Source organism: Urechidicola sp. KH5 (assembly GCF_054661455.1).
Genome location: NZ_BAAFSW010000002.1, coordinates 406014 through 429663 on the forward strand (window position 1 = coordinate 406014; position 23650 = coordinate 429663).

A 23650-nucleotide genomic window follows, 5' to 3' on the forward strand; every position below is an offset into this window, starting at 1 on the left:
GGAAATCCATAAGAATTTTTCTAAGTAATGCATGGTAACAATGAACTTTGAGCTTTGTTGGGTATTCGCTATCTTTTTAGTTTAATTTTATCATTCTAAAGTTTATTACTAAACCTTTATCTTAATGAATTTCAAATGTTATAATTGGGACTATGTTGATACCAATTTAATGACTTCAACAGGCTCCGATCTGCCTTTGAGTTGTATTGGACCAAGCGATTCAAAGGTGTATTTTTCAACATCGGTAAGATCATTAAGCACTTCTTTAGACATAAGTAACTCCGATTTAAACTGCTTATTCAACTGCTCTATTCGTGATGCTAATATGACTGTGTTTCCGGTTACTGAATATTGTCTTCTTTTAGCAGTACCTACATTTCCCGTTACAATTTCTCCAGTATGTAAACCAACACCAATTTTTGTATTAATTAATTGACCAGATGAACATCGATCTTCAAGCTCCTTTAGTATTTCTAAAGATGCATTAACTGCATTTTGACTATGATTTCCTGGTGAAGCTGGCGCACCGAAAGATGCTAAAAAACCATCTCCCATAAACTGATTGATGATGCCATTATGCTTGCTAATAATATCTATCATAAATCCAAATACGTCATTTTGGTATTGGTTTATTTCTGTAGCATCTCTTGATTCAGAAAATGGCGTAAAATTTCTTATGTCCAAAAACATGATACAGGCTCGTACTTTATTAGCTCCAGATTTATACGAATCAGATAATAGTTCTTTAGCTACTTCTGGAGATACTTGCTGACTAAACAAGGTCATGGCTTTTTTCTTATTCTCAATTTCGAATGCATTACGCTCTTTTAAGTACCTGTTGGCTGCTTGCTTTTGTCGGTAACCATAATAGATAACACCAACTAAAAGCATAAGTAAAAAAGCCCCAATTATCAATGCTTCCTTGGTGTTTTCTGATTTTTCCAATTTCATTTTATCAATTGCTTGCTTTTTTGAGAATTCCAAACTATCCGCTAAGACTTCTTTCTTAAACTCCATTTGTTGAAGTTTTGTTGCGGTTTCTCTAAGATTAAGGCTTTTATCTAACAACCTTATTTTTTCCAAATAAAATAGGGCATCATCCTCTTTACCTAATTTTTTAAAAGAATCATATAAACATTCGCAAGCATCACTTTGCGTTATAAGATCATTTATAGATAGGGCCAATTGGTAACTCTTCTGACAGTTTTCTATAGATTTAGTGTAGCTGTTTTGGGCAAGATAAATCTCTCCAATATTTATTTTAGACCTCGCCATACCTTGCTTGTCATTTACCTTCTGCTGAATGTTTAAGCTTTGATTGTAATAGTCCAATGCCTTTTTGTTTTCATCAAGCTTATGGTAAACAAGTCCTATACAGTTCAGGTCGTTGGCAATACCAATTTTATTATCTAGATCCTCATTAATAGCTTTACTTTGCTTAAAATAGTTCAAAGCTTGGTCATAATCCCCTTGATTTTTTGATATAAGACCTAGTTTATTTAAGATTTCAGATATCCTATACTGGTTGTCCTGTGCTTTATAAAAATTCAAACTTTTATTAAAGTACTCCAGAGCTTTAATCTCATCGCCTTGATCAAAATAGACCGTACCAATATTAATTTGAAAATCTGCAATACCACTTTGGTCTCCTAGCTGTTCATTAATCTTTAGTCCTTTATTATAACAAATGATTGCTTTTGGATAATTGCCTTGAATAGAATAAATGAATCCAATACCTGCAAGAGAAGTAGCAACACCTATTTGATTATTAATTTGCTTGTTAATCTTGATACTTTCATTGTAATAATCGAGTGCTTTTGTATGATTACCATTTCTCCTATAAATAACTGCCATATTATGAAGGGTGCCAGCAATATTTCTTTTGTCATTTTGTATTTTATAAAGCTCTAAAACTTTTTCTTGAAATTCCATGGCTTTGAAATAATCACCTTTATTCTTGTAAACAATACCTTGGATATTATAACCGTAATTTTTGGCTTTTGTATAGTTGTAATCTTCTCCATATTTCACAAGATTTTTTGCTAAAACAATTGCAGAATCTGGTTTAGAGTATAGAAACCCTTTCCAAATATATTGATAGTACGCCTTGACGCGAACCGAGTCGACCAGAGCTTTATCTTGCCATATTGCATGCAATGAGTCGAGTTGGGTTTGTGCATTTAGCTTGATCTCTGTAGAGTAGAATATTACGATTAAAATGAGCCATTTAAGACTCGCGCAATACTTTATTATTTGATTTAAAATTTGCATAAAAATTCAAATATCTTTTAGTTTAGTGGTAATGGTGTAAAGAACTTTTTTCTGCACTTTACTGTTCGTGTATTCGAGATATAGACGAAATTAACATTTCAATTGAAATCTGCCAAAGTCACCATCGGATTAATTTTGATTTCTCTTGAGATTCATTTTTTTAATAGAGTTTTTTAAGATTTGTTACTGAGAGTCAAGTATAAGCGTCAGTTATCGTTTTTAAGTTAATTTTTTTCTATTACGTACTGACTTTCGAATTTCCGAGAGGATCCGTACTTCGTTAAATCCGGCGTAATTACGATTTTATTTTGTTAGCTAATGGCTATTATTGTTTCCTTTTTTTTAATCACAACCAGAGCTTAATCGAACCAAACTATATCCTGATGTTTCAAAATATGCTTCTCCGCCATTACATCTGAATATAATTGGAGTGACCAATTCATTTCCAAAATTCAAATCAACAGTTAGCACATCGCTTTCAAATGTATATTCATTTGTTTCGGGGAGGGCGTTAGAATCTCCTGCTTCAAATGATTCATATTGTGATGCACAATCATCTCCAATACAATAATAGGTATATCTGATTCCATTTTCAAAAATGTACATTGTATTTGAGATACCTTGATCACTTATTCCATCCGTGTTGGAAGGGAATAACCATTTACCTTCAATATCATATGCAATAGGTATTTCGTTCGTATCATCGTTTTCACAGCTTAAAAAACTTAATATAAGTACACTAAGCATTAAAATTTTTCTCATAAGTAAAATATTAGATGGTTTTTTTATAAAACATTTGACAACATAAAATTTCTAACCATTCGTTTCAATAGCTTTTAAAAACTTTATTTGTTGCTTTTTTACCTGTAACTAACGGTCTAGTATAAGCGTCAATTACGGTTTTTAAGTTAATATTTTCTATTAAGCACTAACTTTAGAATTTCCGAAAGGATTCTTACTTAGTCGAATTAGCCTTAATTATGGTTATACAATTTTGTGCTACGTTTTATTTAACGTCTATTATTTTGTAATCCTTCATTCCATTTTCTAACGAACTCATCAGACCAAGCATCCCATCCAATTGTCACTAGTGTCCAAATAGCAATTCCAACAATTATGAGATTAAGTATTAGTCCAATAATAGCAATAGTCTTTCCTTTTTTTATTTTGTTGATATTAGAATATGCCTTCGGATTTTGCTCGTATATTTTTTCAGATTTTCTAGCGAGTATATATGAAATCAGTGCAAAAACAATTGTAATTCCACCGAAGAAAAATAGTGTACAACTCAATAGTGCAAATGTGTAAATTAATTTTCCGTTTGGTAATTTAGTTTTCTCCATATTTTATTGGTCATTTTTGGTACTCAAGTATTATTTATATCATCATTTAATAATAAATTTTAATATTTTATTGCATGTTGTACCACGGTTGGGATATGATTTCGTTGCGGAAAAATCCGCAAGATTCTTTCCGCGGTAGCCTAAAGATAGCAAAAAGGGTTGAATTCCGATTAGGAATTCAACCCCAATGTTTTATAGCCATTGTTGTCAAACATTTTTTATGTCTTTTTAAAATGTATGGTGATTGTTGATGTAAGAATTAAAATTCAACCTTTTATCTAATCGAAACATGCTTTTCAATCAACTAAATCATCTGTAATAATGAGTGAATATTCATATTCAAGACTTGATAGTTCGTTTAAACTCCAGAGTTCATCTAGTATTGGATTCTGTTCATAAGCTAGCACTTGATTTTGATTGGAATCTAATTTAAACAATTGAATAGAATTAATATTACTATTTTCTGAGGGACTAACTACAGTTGATGCGTTAGGTCCTGAATTAAAAACATGACTCGATTGACTTGCTATTACAGTTTCACCAGCTTCTTCAGTAATAAAAATTAGATTGATGTTAGAGTCGTTTTGAATTATATATTCTGTGCTTACCACAATTTCGTCAGACTCACATTGAATAGCCATTAATAAAGGAGCGATAAATAAAATGATTAGTAACTTTCTCATAATAACATTTCTTTAAAGATGAAGGAATAACTAAATGGTTGCGTCAAATATTTGGCAACAGTTCGGCTATGAAGCGCAGGAACAGTTTGGTTGGTTTGGCATAGGCTTTATAGCAATAGTTATTTCATCTCTACTTTTTTAAGTAGTTTCAAATTACCTTTTAGATCTTTATAGACTTTGGCTTTCCACACCTCCTTGTTATCTAGTTGAAATTGTACATCATAATTAGTTCCATTTACTATTTGTGATTTCGCATTAACAATCTTTTCAAGTTTCGCATTAGTGTTCATTTTACTGATTGCAAAATCAACGACTTCTTTAACTTCATCGTTGATCTGTATTGAACTCCATCCACCAACAATTTTAGGAGCTATATTTTTGTTACTCGAGCTATGGCTTACTTGAAAGTGTTTGCCTTTATATACAGTGCCCATTATTTCAATGTCTTTTAATTTCTCTTTGTCATAGGTGAATGGATTATCTTTTAATAATGTGAAATTTGCGATCTTTCCGGCTTTAATACTTCCGATTTCCTGTTCTAAATTTAAGGTTCTTGCCGCATCAATTGTAATAGCCTTTAGAGCATCATAAACCGAAATTCTTTGCTCCTGAGAATATTTATTTCCTTCGGATGATACTCGGTTAACGGCTGTCCATGCCAATGTTAAGGGTTCTACCGGGGCCATTGAAAAGTCTGAATGAAAAGACAATGGTATATCGTTATCGGTAAGATATCTTAGCGCTACAAGGTTTTTAGCTCGTTCTGAACCCAGTCCATTTTCAGAGTATTTATCGGCTAGTGCCCATAAATAATAAGGGTTTACTGAAGCTTCTGTTCCTAAAGTCGACATTTCCAGCGCCATGCCTTCATCAAAATACCCCATGTGATGCAGCGTAAGACGATGATCTTTTCGAGGGTTCGATTTTTGTGCCTTTTTTACAAGGTCGAGAACCATTTGTTGCCCCAGGTCGCCATTGGCATGAATATGAATTTTATAATCATTATTCCAATACATCATAAGCTGCTCTTCAAATAAATCTAATGGTGTCATCCACTCTCCTGAATGTCCATCAGTATATCCATCTTTCATTTGCATAAGTTGCGAATAAATTGCTCCATCAGAAAAGAGTTTTACTTGTTTAGGTAAAAAGTGTACGTTGTGTCGGTTATAGGCTTTAACTGTATCTAAGGTTTCCATGAAAGCCATCGCCTGTTGGTTTCCTCCTTTCATTCCATATAGCTGAGTACCGCTTGGAATTAAATAAACATCATATGGTGGGTTGTTCTCCATTTCTTTCATGAGTAAATTCAACTCTCCATCAAAATTTGAACTTGGAAATCCAGGCTCTGCAATAGTTGTTATTCCATTTTGTAATAACAAGTCACTCATTGTGCTTAGGCCTTTAAGGTAGCTTCCTGGTTCTAGTAAAATAGGAGCCATTTTAGGAACAAGTGCAAGCCATCCTCCTTCGTAGAAATGTCCTTTTTCCCATTCTACTTGGGGGTTTCCTTCAAAATCACTTTTCTCAATACCCAGTTTGGTAATAGCAGCATCGTTCAAATAAATTTCATGGAAGGAACGATGAATAATTCCGACTGGTAACTCACCTGCAATGGAGTTTATCATTTCTCTAGAAAGCTCTCCATGCCAAAGTTGATGATACCCCCAAATGAAGTAAATTTCATCTGGTTTCGCATTGGCTGAGATAGATTCAGTAATTTTTTGTCGGTAAGCTTCTTCTCCCTGTACACCTTTTTTTACCTCACTAGGTAAAATCCAATCATATGGCGCAATAATTTCGTTTTGTAGCATTATAGCAGCTAATGAAGGATGTAAATGAGGTTCAATAAAACCAGGTAATAGAGTTTGTCCATTGAGGTCATGTTTTTTAGAATTTGGAAAAAAATTTTCCGCTTCCTTTACTGTTCCTACATATTCGATTTTATCATTTATTGTCACTATTGCTTCTGTATACTCAAGTGAGTTGCCTTCCATGGTGACAATTGTACCGCCATAGTATATCGTTGGAATTTCGATCGATTGAGTTCCTTTTTCTTGGTTGCAAGAGATCAATAATAGGATCCCTAAAATTATACTTACTGATTTTAACTTTTTCATTTGTTCGGTTTTAATTGTTTCTAACGCCTCAGTATAACCCACTTTTACCGATTCTAAGTTATGGTTTGTCAGGTACTGACGCTCGCAATTCCTAGCGGATTCGGATGTAGACGAAACTGCCGTAATTGCTCTGATACACTGTTGTACAACGTTTTTTATATTTAGTTTGCGATTCCAATTTTTATAAAAAGTTCACGAGCTTTAATTAATTTAGATTGGTTTTTGAAATTTCCCAAATTCCTTTTCTTTCCGTTTTTTAATTCTAGTGCAAACCTTTTCTTTCCAAACACAATTTTTTCTTCTAGTCGACTTATTTGTTCAACAGGAATGTTATTAGCGGTTGACATTTTAAACAAAAACATAAAGAGAACAACCAATGAAATAATTCCCAATCCAGCCAAGATATATTCAATAAAACCATATTCAGTTGTTTGTTTTCCAAATATTCGGATTACTGCGTTTGCTATATTTAAAATCATTAAAATTTTTAAAATCAGATATTGGTTTTTTAGTCCATCTTTGATTTCGATTGAGTTTTCTGATTCGTTTAATTGTATTTTCATCTCTTTTTAAGTTTTCTTGACAAATGTTTTACGATTTGGCTATTATTAGTAGCGTGGTTTAGCGGTAAACTTTTTAAAGTTAGAATAAACTGAAAATACGTAATAATTTTCAGAAGTAGGTACGAACAAGTACTTAGTTATAGTCATTATTATAAACAGCTGATTCCAGTTTTGTTAATAATTTGGGATTGGATGGCCTCAACTCTTCTGGACTTATCACTCTACCTTTTTTATCTAAAAAAATAAATCGAGGTAGAGCGCCAATATCATAAAATTTTACAAAATCAGAATTTGCACCAGAATAGAGTTGTATTCCATTGATTGAATTTTTGGTAATATAATTCTTCCATTTATCAAATTCTCGATCAATACTAATTGAAATAATTTGAAGTTCATCATTATTAGAAAAGTGTTCCTCAAGTTGTTTGAGAAAATCATGTTCTGCTTTACAAGGCTTACACCAAGTAGCCCATATATCAATATAAAGATATTTACCACTAAAATCTTTTAATGAAATATTATTATTTTTAATATCTGTAAAAGAAAAATTGTTCCCTAGTTCATTTACCAAAGATGTTTTATACAAGTATTTTGCATTTTTCTGCTGAAGAATGTCGGAGAATTTATTAAAATTTACTTTGACATAAGTACTTAAACTATCTGCTATATTTAATGAAATCCCTTTTTCATTAATTAAGTCACCTTTTTCATAGATGAGTGTTTCAAGCTCTTTTTGTTCAATACCATTTCGGACTATATTAGATAATTGGTTTTGGTGTTTTTTAGAATACGCTAAAAAATTATTAGGTTCCTTAAAGGTGCCGTCATAAGTTATAGATTCAAAAAGTTCGTTCTCATTCATAGATAGCCTTATTTTGCTATTTGGTGAAATTAGTAACTCTCCCAATTCCCCCTGTTTCCCATTTGAAAATGAATAAATTTGATAAATTTTCTTTTCACGAACATTCAGAGTGTCTTTAACACTCTTAAACTCATTAAATCTAAGAGTAGTCTTTACCTCCCATGACTTTTCTTTATCATATATAATTAGGCTATCCAGTGATTGTTGATTAGTTACATGAACTTCGATTACAGAAAAAGGTTCTTTTATTTCATCCTTACAACCGAAAACAACAATGGATAGTAGAAATATTATTACTGATGGCTTAATCATTTTGTTTAGTATTGTATATAACGTTTTAGGATATGATTTCGTTATGGAATCATCCGTAGTGTTCCGATTATGAAATCAGCCTATTGGATAGTTAAATTTATATTTTTTTGTTCTAATGCCAAAATGAATTATAGCTAATGATGAAACAAGCTTTTAATTTTTACCAAGTATTTTTTCTTTTTGATAATAAACTCTTCCTCTGTTATGATTCCTTCATCTAAAAGTTCTTTTAACTTTTTTAATTGGTCCTATTTAACTCAGCTTCCAAATTTTGTCATTGTTATAAAAATCAGTATTAATGTTAATATTCCAATTATACTAGTAAATCGTCCTACTTTTCTAGATTTTGTCCAACCTGATAATCCAATCATAACAGATAGAGAGAAAAGTCCAATCATAAATGTCAATATTCCCACAATTCTAGTAATTTGAAAATCCTTTATTGAAACGTTTTTGATATATCCGCCTGGTGTTGTTGTCATAATTATATCAACCATTGCAAAAACGGTTACGAGAAAACAGCCAGCTGATAAAGTCGCAGATTTCAAAATTCGATTAGTCAGTTTATCATTTTTATCAGAAACCAATAGGCTCGCTACTACCGTAATTGAAAAACCACTTAACAAAGAAGTAATCAGGAGTGTTTGTTTTGCTAATTCATTCCAGTATTCTAATGTAATTTCCATAATTTTTTCTAATTCGGTTTAATTAATAGCAAGGCTCATTAATAACCGTCAGTTACCATTTAAATTTACTAATTTATAATAAAGCACCCATATTTGAAATTAGTGGTAGATTCGAACGTAGTCGAATTTGGCATAATTTAAGTTACAGATTGTTGTTTTTTTATTATTATTTGAGTTCTTCATCTATTAATTCTGTAATTAATTGAATTTCCTCAATTGCTCGTTTATATGCTTCTTCTTTTCGTGAACTAAGATAAATTGTCAGTACAAAACTATTTTGAAAGTCAATTCCAAAAATAGCATTTGGATTTCGAGCTGAAAAATCAACAAGTTTAATGTGTTTCAATATTTCAAGACCAATACTGTTCTGTATTGCATTAGAATGAATTTGCTCCATTCGATTCATATACATATATGTTGCCTCTAGTTTTTGGATCTTTTCCATTATAGTTTTATTTTTCAATAATTTTGATTCTCCACTATTAATCAGATTTTGATATATATTACTGCTAACATCACCATCAGTATATTGAATGAGATCGCATTCAATCTTCACAAGAGTATCTATTTTTGTTCGATCATTTTTTTCTATAAGCATAACTCCATATTCGTACTTTTCAGATAGTTTTTGATTCGCTTTAAGATTATCAGAAATTGTGCTCTTATCGGCGTTAATCTGACGTTTGATATTTTTGTAGATGTAATTTGCTGCGTTTATTTCAATACGCTTACTATTCAATTCATTAATATACAATGCTATTAAAATACCTAGGACTACAAGAGTAATTTCTCCAATGGCATATTTTAGATAATTCTCTGCTTTTCCTTCTGAAGGTAAATGATGTCTATTTTTTCTAAAAATTCTATTCATGGTCTTTTGGCTGGTTATAATAAGGTACAACGTTCTAGTGTAGATTAGTTGCGCGGGTTAGTACTTAAACTTTGCGTGTAAACAACAAGCAAAAAATCCGCGAGGATTTTACAGGAGTGGTAGAGAGTAGTCAATTATTTCTAGCCGTTGTTTTATGTTGTTTTTATTCTGTCATTTTATTAATAAGTTCAATTCCTTTTTCAAGGGTTTCATCCGTTTTAATAGTTGTTTGCTTTACATAATTTGTTGGCACATATTTTTCTCTTGGTGTTCCATTTATATGAAAAAGTTTGGCGGTCGAAAGGCGAAATCCAAAACTTTGGTGTTTAAACGAAAAACCATACACTTCCCCTGCCAAACGTTCCATTTCAGTACCAACTACTTGCCCTCTATTCATTCCTTCAAAACCAATTGCAAGACCTTCTCCCATGCTACCTGTCCATCTTCCAACTAAAATTAGAACAGGGTTTTTGTATTGCTCTTTTCTCGGGCTTACATATTCAACCCAACTTCTTTCAATATCTGGGTTTCCTTTTGATTTCGACATAAAGGAATGTCTTTGATATGGTTTAGGCTCGTTAATAAACCTACTCATTATTCCACGCGCCTCATATGAATCACCACCATGTACAGTATTTCTTACATCAATAATTAATCCTTTGGTATTGAATAGACTATCGAGCGCATTATCAAATTCATTGATAATTTCATCTTTACCAAGTGAATTGTTTATTCTTATAACACCAATATTATCTATTTTATTGACTGTTAAAAGGGTTGGTTCTTCTTTCATTTCTAATTTATCTAAATCGAAATCAATTATGGTATCGTCTTTTAGTTTTAATTTTAAAACTCTCGGTTGATTGTAACGACCTGCTAATATTTTATTAGAAATCCACTCTTTGACATTTATAGCTTTTTTGTCATTACAATGAGTTGGGAATTGTTCTATAGCTTTATCAAAATCAATTTCATTTATCATTAGTAATTCAGCACCAATTATGTCATATTTGAGGTTTTTTATTTGTGTTTGCCAAACATTTGAAACAATGATTTTATCCTCTTCTGCCGTTACATAAACTGGTGAAGAAAGACGAAAAGAAGAATTATACGCTGTGTTTAAATGGACGTGACTATCATAAAACTCATCTAGTAGATATTCAAAAAAAAGCACAATTTCTTCCTCTGATTTTATATTAGGAATTAATGCTTCGTAATATTCTCTAATACAGTTTAAATCAACGTTTTTTTCTTGCAGATAGGTGTAATTGTGTGAAATACTATTTAAAATTACATTCAAGTCTTCTTTTATTCTAATAGGATCAATATTGCTTTCTTGAGAGTTGACACAAGAGAAATTGAATAGAAGAAATAAAAAAGTTAGTTGTCTCATAATTTTTTCAATTGTTTTTCAAATTGCTTAGAACAGTTTGGCTACGTTGCGTTTTAATGTAGTTTAGGTGTTGTTATGATACTATTCATTTGTCTAATGTTAATTCTTCAAGGGAAATAGTGTAATCAACACGTTGATTATCATTTATATCCCAAATTTCTACTTTTACAGTAGGTGTAATACTACCACAATTAATTGAAAGCAAACCAAAGTGATTCTCCATAATTGGCCCTTCTATTCTATACTTATTAGGAGTGGCGAAATGCCAGGTAGATGATAATCCACTGGAGGTAATATCGTATATGGGATAAAGATTTCGCACCTCCATTTTTGAAATTTCAGCATAATGAACATCACCTGAGATAAACAGAACACCGTTGGCTTTAGTTTTTTTGATTAATTTAAGAAGCTTTCTTTGTTCATTCGGAAAATTAGCCCAAGCTTCATATCCATTAAATTCGACTCCAAATTGTGTTCCAGAACCAATGATACGAACGTCAGCGGGTTTTTCAAGTTCCTTTTCTAGCCATTCCCATTGTTCTTTACCAAGCATGGTAGCTTTACTAGAGCTAGTATGTGGAGCATAATCTAAGTTGTAAAAGTATCTTCGGTCATTCTTGTATTCACCGTTATAGTCCTTAATGTCATCTCTAAAAGTTCTTACATCAAGCAGAATTACTTGAATGATTTTGCCATTCTGCTCATATTCATAGGAGTGGTATATACCCTCATGTGTTCTGCGATCGCTAGTATCTGGTTCTTCAAAAAAATCAAGGAATATATTTTTTGATTCTTCCTTAAACTCGTAATGTCTTCCAGCGTCATTCCATCCGAAATCATGATCATCCCATGTCGCAATAATTTCAACATTTTTCTTCAAGTTTTGAAAAGATGGTTTTTCATTTAGCAGCTTATACTTTGATCGTAAAGTATCCATTTCCTTAGTATCGCCATAAATGTTATCTCCTAAAAAAATGAATAAATCAGGTTGATGTGCAACAATATTATTGAATATTGGTAAAGGATTGTTCTGATGACCACAAGATCCAAACGCTATTTTGAAAATACCGTCAACCTGAGCGCAAGCATTGGCAGTGAAAAGGAAATAAATAGATAGAAGAATATATCGGCACATAATTTTTTAATTAGAGCAACTTCTTAATGAATTGTTACGTGGCTTATATTAAACTACTACACGTAGTTCTGTGTTTTATGAGTAAATATAAAGAATTTGATCAACTATTATCGGAGTAGAGTGCTTCTTATAAAACTTCGATAATAGTTGATCAAATTGATAATGCAATTATCGTTATTTGTCAAATTCTGATTATTGAGAGCTCTAAATACAGATCCAAATGTTTTAAATTCATGAGTTCCTAATTATAAAAATATTTAGGTAACGAACTAAATTATGTCTAGGTATAGTTGAGACATCGTTTTGGCTCGATGCACTACTAATGTTGATATTTATAAGACATGCGCTGCAGTAATTTGGTTTAGCAGTTTGTTGAAACACATTTCTTTTGGGATGGGAGTGCAAAGCACGTAGTAACAAAAGTTCAACGCTAGTTGAATGTTTTTCAACTTTATTGCATATGATTAATTGCGGGAAAATCAGCAAGATTTTTCCGCCGAGGCACTAAAGTAATTAATTCAAGTGATACGAGCGAAGCGAACTGGTGAAACAATTTTCGATGAGAAAATTCCGTAGTAATTAATTATATGCGTTGTTGACGGTAGTTATTATTAAAATTACAATTAAAGTAATTATTAATAGTATCAAATAGATAAGATATGTTAATATCAACTTCAAATTCTTGTTGAGCCAACTAAATTCATAAAATAATCGATTGTAGACATACAAATTATAGAAAATGCCTAATATCAACGGAATCATAGCTAGTAAACTATTTCTGTCTTTTATGAAACTGAAAAGTGAATAAATTAGTAGTTGTTCCCCTGTTATGTATAGATTTAAAATTAAATGTTCTGAAAAATTATATTTATTCTTTTTGAATGCAAGAAACGAAGCCAAAGAGAATAGCGGAGCAATTATAAGAAATACATAAGTCTGATTTTTGGTTAAAAAGTCAAGTGTTTTTAATTCAACAGAATTTTTCAAGTTTTCATTTACTCCATTTCTAAATCCATTAACAAAATCGTCCACAAAAGTATCATTACCTATAAATTTTGTAGATATTAAAAACACCGAGGAAGAAATTAGAAGAAAGGCAAATGGCTTATAGAATTTTTTCCTTTTACCTAAAAAAAAATCATTTAAACTTTTCCCTGGACTCAACAGTAATGTTTTTACAGTAAATAAAAAGCCATAATTAATTTGGAAAATACTATCTATAATAGATTTACTTAAATAGTTCCAACTAATTCTTTCAACTTTAGAACTCTGCCCACATTGATTACAAAATTCTCCTTCAAATTTATTGTTACAGTTTTTACAAATCATTTTTTACTGCAGATGCTTTTCAATTACTACCAACGTCAAATATAAAGGGCATTTTGATGCCCTTTATATAGTTGGTAAAAATATTATTGTCTTGCTTTCGCCTTTAAAATTGATTCAATTGCCTTATTGATATCTAATGAAGCTGCAGCTTGTCTAGGAGGGTAATCTTTAAATGTCATTAAATGGTCATTAAGTATTCCAATTGCTGGCTGCATCACCCATGATTTCTCCATAATTAAATGAAAACCCGTTATGTCATCGTATCTTTCGAAAGGGTCTTTTCTCAAATTAAACAATTGAGGCATGGTGTGTTGAACCATATCGTCAAAGTAGCGCTCTTTGGTAGCAAAATGCATTTTCCATGGACCAACTCTCATTGCGGTTAGGCCACTTTCGTAATAATAGAAAAAGTGGTTTCTGGCTGATTCATCTGACTTTCCAGTCCAATAATCGAGATTATTATAGCCGTCAATGTAGACTTTGTATTTCATATCGCCTACTTGCATACCATTCATTAATTCTTCATGAATATTTTCATTACCAACAGCAGCCATTAGTGTTGGTAAAACATCTTCATGTGCCGATATACCGTTTCTGATTAATCCTGCGGGTATTTTTTTTGGCCATCTTACCATAAATGGCGAGCGTAGGCCACCTTCCCATGTAGTCATTTTTTCACCTCTGAACATTGTTACGCCCGCATGCGGGAAAGAACTTTGTTCAGGACCATTATCTGTCGTATAAATTATTATTGTATTTTCATCAATACCTAGTTCTTTTATGTAGTCGAGTAATTCACCCACTTGTCCATCATGCTCCATTAAGCCATGTCCAAACAGATCTAAATCAGTGCTGATGCCAGTGGCTAAATTCTTTGACTCATCCTTTAAACGCGTATAAACATGCATGCGGCTTGTAGCGTGCCAAATGAAAAAAGGTTTCTCCGCATCTTTAGCACGTTTCATGAAATCTTTCGTTTTAGCGACTAACTCATCATCAAATGTTTTCATTCTTTCGGATGTGAGTTGTCCAATATCAGTTACTTTTTGCTTTCCAATAACGCCAAATCGCGGATCTTCAGTTTTGTCAAAGGTGTTAGTAGCATAAGATTCAATAATTCCACGGGGGCCATATTTATTTGCAAATTCTTCACTTTTTGGATAATCAGCCTGCTCAGGCTCTTCAGATACATTGAGATGGTATAGGTTACCGAAAAACTCATCAAACCCATGAACTGTTGGAAGGTGTTCATTTCTGTCACCTAAGTGATTCTTCCCAAATTGTGCAGTCATGTAACCATGAGGTTTTAAAAGTTCTGCTATTGTTGGGTCTTCCTTTTTTAATCCTAACGGATTCCCGGGCTGTCCAACGGTAGTTAGCCCAGTTCTAACCGGTTTTTGTCCTGTGATAAATGCTGCCCTTCCTGCCGTGCAACTTGGTTGTGAGTAATGATCAGTAAATAAAACACCCCCTTTAGCTATCTTGTCAATATTAGGAGTTGGATATTGCATTCCCATTGAATAGCAACTTAGGGCATTAGGTGCCACATCGTCCACCATAATTACCAAAATGTTTGGTTTTCCCTGTGCTATGGCACTTAAGAAACCGAATAGAAAAATAATTAGAGTACTTTTTTTCATAACATTTATTTTAATGATTTTGAGTTTATAAAAATTTCGTAAATTAAATTGCCACAAACTGCTAAATGTAGTTCTGTGTTTTACGAGTAAATATAAAGAATTTGATCAACTATTATCGGAGTAGAGTGCTTCTTATAAAACTTCGATAATAGTTGATCAAATAGATAATGCAAGTATAGTTATTTGTCAAATTCTGATTATTGAGAGCTCTAAATACAGATCCAAATGTTTTACATTCATGAGTTCCTAATTATAAAAATAATAAGGTAACGAACTAAATTACGTGTAGGTATAGTTGAGACATCGTTTTGGCTCGATGCCCAACTAGCGTTTATGTTTTTGAGATATACGCTGTAGTAATTTGGTTTAGTAGTTTGCTGAAACACATTTTTTTTAGGGTGGGAGTGCAAAGCACTTAGCAACAAAAGTTCAACGATAGTTGAGTGTTTTTCTACGTTTTGGATAAAAACGTTTTAATACTTTTTAGGTTTTGTTGGCTACAGTTTTAATTCTTAAAATCAGTTTTTCCTAGCCAAGAAAGCATTGCATCGAATCCAATATCTCTTACAGGTTTAGGAGATAAAAAAATATCATGCTGTGCATTGTCAATTTGCATCATTGTAACATCCTCACCTAATTTTTTTCCAATTCTTTTGATGTCTTCAATATTTAAAACAATATCATTAGTCATTACCTCTTTAGAATATTTCTTAGTTTTTACTGAACCTGATGAATGCATTATTAAAGTGGGAACTTGAATATTTGATTTGTCTAATCTTTTCTGCGCTCTTGCAATTGCATCAATCCATTTGAAGTACGTTGGAAATCCTTTTATTGGTTTCCAATCAAGGTTAAATTCCCATTCTCCAAAATGATCTTTATGTACACTTTGGGCATATACTGGAGATAGTGCACCCTCTATTTTGGCATAGTTTGAGAATTTACTAATCAGTCTTGCTAAAAATTTACTTAATGATTTTTCAATCTTAGATTGATTAAAATCCAAAAATGGAGAGTTTAAAATCAAGCCATTTATAAGACCTCTTTCTTTACCAAAATTCATGTAACAGCTTGCTGTTAGGCCACCTGTTGAGTGTGCTAATAAAAAGACAGGATTGACTCCACTTTTAATTCTACGAATCGCGATTGAAATTTCTTCAAAATACTCTTCAATATTTTTACAATAATTAGGATGCTGATGTTTCATCAAGGATCTGCCATGTTTGCGGAGGTCGAGTGCAAAAAAATCAAAGTTATTCTGGTTAAATTTCTCACCTAAGTGTGGGTGAAAAAAATAATCGACATATCCATGCAGATACAGCACACTTTTTCTGCTTCCTTTATTATTTTTAGATGCAGTCAAAACCGCCTTTACTTCGCCTTCATAATCAGAGTTAAGCTTAATGTTTTGACTCGTGTAATCGTCCTTTAAATTCATTCTCATTTAATTGTTACCAATGTTTTATAGCCATTGTTGTGCTTAGTTTTCTAATTGTTGTTGAATGAATGTGTTAAATTCGTTTTCAGTAACGCTGAGTTTTTCATATAATAATGAATATAAGTCGGTACTTTCATTTCCAATGGTAAGAGAGTCTTTAATTCCTTTAATTCCTTCTTTTTTATAAATTTCACGAATAATTATTGCTCCTACAATATATCTTAAATCTGTCATGTGTTTTCCATTTGGAATATCAAAGTCAGTAAGATTGTTTATGTTAGAATAATCGTAATTAGGATTTGTCTTATGAAACTCTTTTAATTCTTTGAAATGCCAATCAAATGATTTCTCTGTACTTCCTGCTAAATAGGTAGCAATACCTTCATTTATCCAAAAGTGAGGAATGTTTTTAGCTACATTGAAAGCATACAAATGTACTACCTCATGTGGATAGTATTCCGAATTGTTACCTGCCAAAATAACTTTGTTACTAACAATAGCAACTCCCCCTGATTGCTCTGGTCTGTACATTCTATCCATATATTCATAACCCCAAATTTCTGTTATTTCTCTTGATGTATTTGAAACAAAATAATCAAACTCTAAAGGACTTGTGTTAAACTGTTTGGCAAATCTGTCACTATCCGAATTCATAAGTTTTGCTTTTTCAATATCAAATTTGTGAAAGGGATGAACATAGTAATTTATATTTCCAATTTTATGATGTTCTAAAATTTCTTTATGATAGGTAGTACTATTCACAAGTAAAAATTTGCCATTAAATTTTTTCGCATAAACAGTTGGAATGACATCTAAAAAGATCTCACCGTTATTATCAAGATGAGTAAAGGCACTTTTTAAACAATAGTAATCGTTTTTCACTGGAAAAACCCCTATTATTCTACACTGAGTTTGATAATCTCTATTTTGTATATTATTGATACCAACTGCCCATAAATACTCGTCTGGAACATTTATATTTTCAAAAGACCAGTAAGGCGAATTTGTATCTCCATATTCTCCATTCAAAAGATAATCTTTCCAAAGTTGAATAATTAATTTTTCATTCTCATCATCTGCATTTATTACTTGTTCACCAACATAGAAAACCAATTTTTCGCTTAAGGAATCTTGGATATTGTTTTGGCTGAAAGCTTTGAATGTTAGAGGGAATAAAATAATTCCAGCAATAATATTTTTAATCATTTTATAATAATTACGATTGAGGCTTTGTTCGTTTTCTAATTAAGCACAACGGTCCGTAGAACCGTACGTTACGGGTTTAAAGTTAGAGTTTTCGGTTAAGCACTGTATTTAGCAATTCTGAGTGGATTCGGACCTAGTCGAATCCGCCGTAATTGCGGTTATACATTATTGGCAATAGTTATTTTACTTTTTGTTCAAATTTAAAAGACTGTTTTTCATTTGTAACTACGATCTCATAAACTCCTTTTTTCAATCCGAGATTACAATTGTCTTTTTGATTTTCAACTTCTGTAATATCAATTGGAACAGCTAAATTTATATCTTCCCCTTTTTTATAAGCTAAAACCATAATTGGAAAATCAATTTGAATATCAGTTAGTAAAATAGAAACGTTTTTATTTCCATTTTCGAATAACCAATTAGGTCTATCATCAATATATTTTGTGTTAGGATGAAGAACAGCTATATCAGTCCAAGCCTTTCCTCGTTGATAGCTTAATGGTTTATTATCTTTGTCAATAATTACTGACGATTCTTTAATGTCTAAGGCTTTCAAAAGAGGATGATTGTATTCGGGTTTACTTTTTTCACTATAAACTACTTGATTAATAGTCAAAGGATTTATGTTTGTATATTCAGTTAATCTTCCAGCCATTGCTTTTTCCCATGAGCTATGATTTCCCTCTAAGGCGTGGTCATAACCGCAATGGATTAAGAAATTTTCATTTGGTTTGGAATTGATTACATTCTCAATATTTTTTGCTTGTTCAATCTCTCTTGGTTTCCCACTTCCTTTCCCAATATTTTCATAAGCAAATAGCTCATATCCAATTTCAAGAGCATCTCTAACTAAATTACCAAATTGAGGGTCTTTGATATACAAACCTGTTTGTTGAATTGGGTATTTTCTTTGATTAAGAGCTGAAACTAAACTATCATTATTTTTTAATGCCTCAAGCCCTAAATTTTTATATCCATTTTCAAATAACTTTTGAAGAAGAGATTTTGTAAATACTCGATGAAACGAATTGTGGTGAGCTTCATTGATAATTATTACTTGATTCTCCTTTGCTTTTTCTATAATATACTCACTTGCTTTAATTTTCGAATACTTCTGATTAATAGAATCTATTTGGGATTTTGAAAAGTTTTTTTCTCTTGTTCCCATTGCCAAATCCCATTGAATTAAAGCATTTTTATAATCTCCTTTTAAAGCATAATTAGAAGCTGAAATTTGATACTTCCAAGAAACAGTATCTTTTTCAACATCATTCTCTATTTCAGATGAAAATTTATATTTTGGTTTAAAATCAATTTTTTCAATCACTCTTTTTTCTTCTTTACAAGAGTCGAATAAAATAATCATTGCAAATATGTAAAATATGTTTTTCATAATTATTGCCAACAACCTGCTATACGTAGCTCTGTGTTTTACGAGTAAATATAAAGAATTTGAGCAACTATTATCGGATTAGAGTACTTCCTATAAAACTTCGATAATAGTTGATCAAATAGATAATACAATTATCGTTATTTGTCAAATTCTGATTATTGAGAACGCAAAATACAGATGCAAATGTTTTACATTCATGAGTTCCTAATTATAAAAATATTTAGGCAACGAACTAAATTACGTTTAGGTATAGTTGAGACATCGTTTTGGCTCAATGCCCAACTAGCGTTGATGTTTTTTAGATAGGCGATTGCGTGCTTCAAAATTATCCAACTGTTACGGTGTTGAAGCAGGCTACTGCTCTTTATTTTAGCACAATCCCGCCCATTTTGTATATACCGTGTTATGGGCTGGTTTTCATTCTAATGAATGTTAAGGACGTAACCTAAAAGCATTTTTATATTTAATGAAGTGTTGTCGAATTTATACATATAAATCTTTTTCACTCTTTATACAAGTAGCCTGTTGCTGTATAACCCCAATCAGTGTTTCCATCAGCGTCTTCCATTTCATTACTAACATGTCTAATAAAATGAACTGAAAGTTTATTCGCATTATTCCAAACTAATGAATAAACTTGAGTTTCTGTCCAAACTCCACCTTTATTCATCCAAACATAATTAAGTTGTTCTCCATATCCTTTACTCCAAGAAACTTCTTTAAAGAAGTCTTTTGTCCTTTCGCCATCTTCATCTTCGGTAACACTATACACATTATTATCCTCTATATACAGGGTGATAGATAAGGTCTTGTCCGTGGAGGTATTTAGTTTACCCGTCCAAATTCCATCAAAATCTCTATTTTGAGCATTCAGAAATAAGCTAAATAATAACATACAAAAAGTAATATTCAATTTTTTCATTTTTTTGTCTTTCGAATTTTCTACTCATATGGCTTTTCGATTTCGCCCCGTTTTTATAGAGGTCGCTGGTCTCCTCTTTTTTGTACGTAAAAAATAATCTCGAAATAATAACTTTTATGATGTATCAAAAGCCTTTATCATTTTTATGTTTTTTCGTTCAACTTTTTTAACTTGCCCATAACAACCTGCTAAACGCAGTTCTGTGTTTTACGAGTAAATATAAAGAATTTGATCAACTATTATCGGAGTAATGGACTTCCTATTTCACTTCGATAATAGTTGATCAAATAGATAATTTAATTATCGTTATTTATCAAATTCTGATTATTGAGAACGCAAAATACAGATCCAAATGTTTTACATTTATGAGTTCCTAATTATAAAAATATTTAGGCAACGAACTAAATTACGTTTAGGTATAGTTGAGATATCGTTTTGGCTCGATGCCCAACTAGCGTTGATATTTTTTAGATAGCCGATTGGTTGGTTAAATTTATATTTTTTAGTTCTAATACCACAATGAATTATAGCCAGTGTTGTAACACGCTTTTAATTTTTATCAAGTATTTTTTTCTTTTCGACAATAAACTCTTCTTCTGTTATGATTCCTTCATCTAAAAGTTCTTTTAACTTTTTTAATTGGTCATATTTATTGATAACAGATGTTTCTTTATTTGTAATAGATTTCTCTGCTGTTATTTTTTCTTTTGTGCAATTTTCAATCTCGCAATACAGAATAGCCAATTCAATATCGAGAGTGACCCTCCCGTATCCTTCTACATTTACTCTAAATCGAGCAATTTTTTTATCATTTTCGAGGTCGGATATATTTTCCATTTTTTTTATTGTTGCCGTCCTTCCTTTATATTTAGCTGGTAGTCTATTGCTTTTGTTAGTTGTTAAAATGCTAATAACTCCAAACGTGTCAAATGAAATAAACCTTCCTTTGTCAAAAGCACCTTTTTTAAGCTTAATTATGTCTCCTATTTTGTAAGTAATTCCATTAGATGCTCTGTATTCAGTTATTTTTTGCGCCTGAATCGAACAAACAAATAGAAGAGTGAATATTGTTAATAATGATTTTTTCATAGTGTTATTTTATTAAATGTGTTTCAACGTTCTTGTGTATGATTAGTTGCGGGAAAATCAGCAAGATTTTTCCGCCGTAGCACTAAGGTAATTAATTCGATTTAATTTCCGCTGAGGAAATTCCGTAGCAATTAATTATACACGTTGTTAGCCAATGGTATTTTACATTTTCTTATATAGTCCATTTGGAATTAGTCTCAATAATTTGGCAATAATCCACCATCTTTTCGTAACGTATCCAATACCTTTCTTCTTTTTTATAGTTCCAAAAATTTGTCGAGCTGCTTTTTCCTTTGTTGTGACCCAAAATTGACCTTCTCCTTTTGCCATATCTGTATCAACAAATCCTGGTCTTATATCAGTTACGTAAATTGGATTTTTTGTTTTAGCAACTTTTTGTCTCAATCCCTCCAAATAGTTAATTTGATATGCTTTTGAAGCGTTGTATGCTGGTGCCATTCGACTTCCTCTAATTCCTGCAATTGAACTTATAGCGACTAAATGTCCTTTTTTTTGTTTTTCAAAGTAGTTAATAGCCCAATCGACGATTTCTGTAAAAGCGTTTACATTGAGTAAATTCGTTCTATGCTCAATTTCAAAATCTAATCCTTCGTTTAAATCTCCTGTTCCCGAGCTCAAAATCAAAAGGTCAAGTCCTCCAATTTTTTTGGTCAATTCAGATAATTTTTCAGCGTTATTTTCAGTCACACAGTCAAATGGACTTATTTCATAATTGTCTGTTTTACTTTGTTTTAATTTTTCTAATTCAGTTTTCCGCCTGCCTGTAATACCAACTTTATATCCATTTTTAGCAAGGGTTTTAGCTAGTTGGTTTCCTATTCCAGAAGTTGCTCCAATTATTATTGCTTTTTTCATTCGGTCTTACTTGTGGCTAATAATCTGCTAAACGCAGTTCTGTATTTTACGAGTAAATATAAAGAATTTGATTTACTATTATCGGAGTAATGGACTTCCTATTTCACTGCGATAATAGTTTGTCAAATAGATAATTTAATTACCGTTATTTGTCAAATTCTGATTATTGAGAACGCAAAATACAGATCCAAATTGAGTTTAGGTATAGTTGTGACATCGTTTTGGCTCAATGCCCAACTAGCGTTGATGTTTTTTAGATAGGCGATTGCGTAATTTGGTTTAGCAGTTTGTTGAAACACATTTCTTTTGGGGTGGGAGTGCAAAGCACGCAGTAACAAAAGTTCAACGCTAGTTCAATGTTTTTCAACGGTCTCGTATAACCGTCAGTTACGGGTTTTAAATTACTATTTTTCGATTAAGCACTGACGCTCGCAATTCCGAGTGGATTCGGACGTAGTCGTATCCGCCGTAATTGCGGTTATACATTGTTGTGCCTAGTTTTTTTATTCATTAAAATTTTTATCACATATAGAATTGGAAGTCCAATCAATAAAATTGGAAAAAGAGGTCCAAGAAATTTATCAAGTTCATTTTCTATTCCAAGTCCATCTAAAACTGACATTAAAGTCACCGAAAGACAGAGAAACCCATTGAGTAAGTTCAAAATACGTAGCATTTGTGTCGCTTGTCGGTAATTATATTCCGCATTATTTTCATCTATTTCAGATGGATAGTTGAAAATCCACGGATATTGATTCAGTTTATAAATTCCGATTCCAATTATTCCACAAATTATTGGGCTTGCCCAAAGCAAGTCTTTTGTCCCAAATCCATTTTCGTCTTTAGATGGCCAATTAAAATGTATGGGTAGCTTTTCGGGTAATTGGTTGTAATAAAATCCGATTAAAATTCCCGAACTCAAAATCAATAGAAAAGTCACAATCTCTATTAAATTATCAGCAACAGTTTTTTCTATTTTAATTTTCGGACGATTCATTTTTCAAATTATGCACAACAAACTGCTAAACGTAGTTCTGTATTTTACGAGTAAATATAAAGAATTTGAGCAACTATTATCGGAGTAGAGTACTTCCTATTTCACTTCGATAATAGTTCGTCAAATAGATAATTTAATTATCGTTATTTGTCAAATTCTGATTATTGAGAACGTAAAATACAGATCCAAATTACGTTTAGGTATAGTTGAGACATCGTTTCGGCTCGATGCCCAACTAGCGTTGATATTTTATAGATAGGCGATTGTGTAATTTGGTTTAGCAGTTTGTTGAAACACATTTCTTTTGGGGTGGGAGTGCAAAGCACGTAGCAACAAAAGTTCAACACTAGTTGAATGTGTTTCAACGGTTTGGCTATGAGCTGTTGGGGATTTCTTGACCTAATTTTTCATTTTAACACTCACCTTTATTTTATTTACTAGTTTTCATTTAAATACCTAGACCCCAATTGCTTATAGCCGTTGTTAGCGGTAGTTATAGTTATACGTATAATGCAGTAGCT

At 31.8% G+C, this 23650-nt stretch carries 20 protein-coding genes and 1 pseudogene; all 21 read right to left on the minus strand.

The window, feature by feature from the left end; all coding sequences use genetic code 11:
* Positions 1-150: 150 nt before the first annotated feature.
* Positions 151-2157 carry a tetratricopeptide repeat protein gene (locus ACYQ5R_RS06420; RefSeq protein WP_460190096.1) on the minus strand — a complete coding sequence of 669 codons (2007 nt, stop codon included), beginning with the start codon at positions 2155-2157 and terminating at the stop codon, positions 151-153.
* Between the two features lie 456 nt (positions 2158-2613).
* On the minus strand, positions 2614-3033 hold the full coding sequence (locus ACYQ5R_RS06425; protein ID WP_460190097.1) for a hypothetical protein: 420 nt from the start codon (positions 3031-3033) through the stop codon (positions 2614-2616).
* A 248-nt stretch (positions 3034-3281) separates the two neighbouring features.
* Complete coding sequence (locus tag ACYQ5R_RS06430) at positions 3282-3614, minus strand: CCC motif membrane protein (RefSeq protein ID WP_460190098.1); 333 nt, start codon at positions 3612-3614, stop codon at positions 3282-3284.
* A gap of 296 nt (positions 3615-3910) precedes the next feature.
* The gene (locus tag ACYQ5R_RS06435) at positions 3911-4297 is read right to left on the minus strand and encodes a hypothetical protein (RefSeq protein WP_460190099.1); all 387 of its coding nucleotides are present in this window, start codon (positions 4295-4297) and stop codon (positions 3911-3913) included.
* 119 nt (positions 4298-4416) lie between these two features.
* Positions 4417-6372, minus strand: coding sequence for an amidohydrolase family protein (locus ACYQ5R_RS06440; protein ID WP_460190100.1), 1956 nt, complete (start codon positions 6370-6372; stop codon positions 4417-4419).
* Between the two features lie 206 nt (positions 6373-6578).
* Complete coding sequence (locus ACYQ5R_RS06445; protein WP_460190101.1) at positions 6579-6980, minus strand: hypothetical protein; 402 nt, start codon at positions 6978-6980, stop codon at positions 6579-6581.
* Positions 6981-7113: 133 nt separating this feature from the next.
* On the minus strand, positions 7114-8154 hold the full coding sequence (locus ACYQ5R_RS06450) for a TlpA family protein disulfide reductase (protein ID WP_460190102.1): 1041 nt from the start codon (positions 8152-8154) through the stop codon (positions 7114-7116).
* A 134-nt stretch (positions 8155-8288) separates the two neighbouring features.
* Positions 8289-8390, minus strand: a pseudogene (locus tag ACYQ5R_RS06455) (SHOCT domain-containing protein); the annotation flags it as partial.
* Positions 8391-8411: 21 nt separating this feature from the next.
* Positions 8412-8840 (minus strand): hypothetical protein, encoded by a 429-nt coding sequence (locus ACYQ5R_RS06460; protein ID WP_460190103.1) that lies wholly within the window; start codon positions 8838-8840, stop codon positions 8412-8414.
* 166 nt (positions 8841-9006) lie between these two features.
* On the minus strand, positions 9007-9711 hold the full coding sequence (locus ACYQ5R_RS06465; protein WP_460190104.1) for a hypothetical protein: 705 nt from the start codon (positions 9709-9711) through the stop codon (positions 9007-9009).
* 163 nt (positions 9712-9874) lie between these two features.
* Positions 9875-11104, minus strand: coding sequence for a S41 family peptidase (locus tag ACYQ5R_RS06470; protein WP_460190105.1), 1230 nt, complete (start codon positions 11102-11104; stop codon positions 9875-9877).
* An 85-nt stretch (positions 11105-11189) separates the two neighbouring features.
* Positions 11190-12239 (minus strand): alkaline phosphatase D family protein, encoded by a 1050-nt coding sequence (locus tag ACYQ5R_RS06475; protein ID WP_460190106.1) that lies wholly within the window; start codon positions 12237-12239, stop codon positions 11190-11192.
* Between the two features lie 579 nt (positions 12240-12818).
* The gene (locus ACYQ5R_RS06480) at positions 12819-13568 is read right to left on the minus strand and encodes a DUF3667 domain-containing protein (protein ID WP_460190107.1); all 750 of its coding nucleotides are present in this window, start codon (positions 13566-13568) and stop codon (positions 12819-12821) included.
* A gap of 83 nt (positions 13569-13651) precedes the next feature.
* Positions 13652-15208, minus strand: a complete 1557-nt coding sequence (locus ACYQ5R_RS06485) for an arylsulfatase (RefSeq protein ID WP_460190108.1) — start codon at positions 15206-15208, stop codon at positions 13652-13654.
* 505 nt (positions 15209-15713) lie between these two features.
* A complete protein-coding gene (locus ACYQ5R_RS06490; protein WP_460190109.1) occupies positions 15714-16646 on the minus strand; it encodes an alpha/beta hydrolase in 933 nt (310 codons plus the stop codon).
* A 42-nt stretch (positions 16647-16688) separates the two neighbouring features.
* Entirely contained in the window at positions 16689-17852 is a 1164-nt protein-coding gene (locus ACYQ5R_RS06495; RefSeq protein WP_460190110.1) for a hypothetical protein, read from the minus strand.
* Positions 17853-18030: 178 nt separating this feature from the next.
* The gene (locus ACYQ5R_RS06500) at positions 18031-19245 is read right to left on the minus strand and encodes a hypothetical protein (RefSeq protein ID WP_460190111.1); all 1215 of its coding nucleotides are present in this window, start codon (positions 19243-19245) and stop codon (positions 18031-18033) included.
* A 502-nt stretch (positions 19246-19747) separates the two neighbouring features.
* On the minus strand, positions 19748-20167 hold the full coding sequence (locus ACYQ5R_RS06505; protein ID WP_460190112.1) for a hypothetical protein: 420 nt from the start codon (positions 20165-20167) through the stop codon (positions 19748-19750).
* Positions 20168-20716: 549 nt separating this feature from the next.
* Complete coding sequence (locus tag ACYQ5R_RS06510; protein WP_460190113.1) at positions 20717-21256, minus strand: SHOCT domain-containing protein; 540 nt, start codon at positions 21254-21256, stop codon at positions 20717-20719.
* 162 nt (positions 21257-21418) lie between these two features.
* Entirely contained in the window at positions 21419-22132 is a 714-nt protein-coding gene (locus tag ACYQ5R_RS06515; protein ID WP_460190114.1) for an SDR family NAD(P)-dependent oxidoreductase, read from the minus strand.
* Positions 22133-22610: 478 nt separating this feature from the next.
* Complete coding sequence (locus ACYQ5R_RS06520) at positions 22611-23129, minus strand: SdpI family protein (RefSeq protein WP_460190115.1); 519 nt, start codon at positions 23127-23129, stop codon at positions 22611-22613.
* Positions 23130-23650 lie beyond the last annotated feature (521 nt).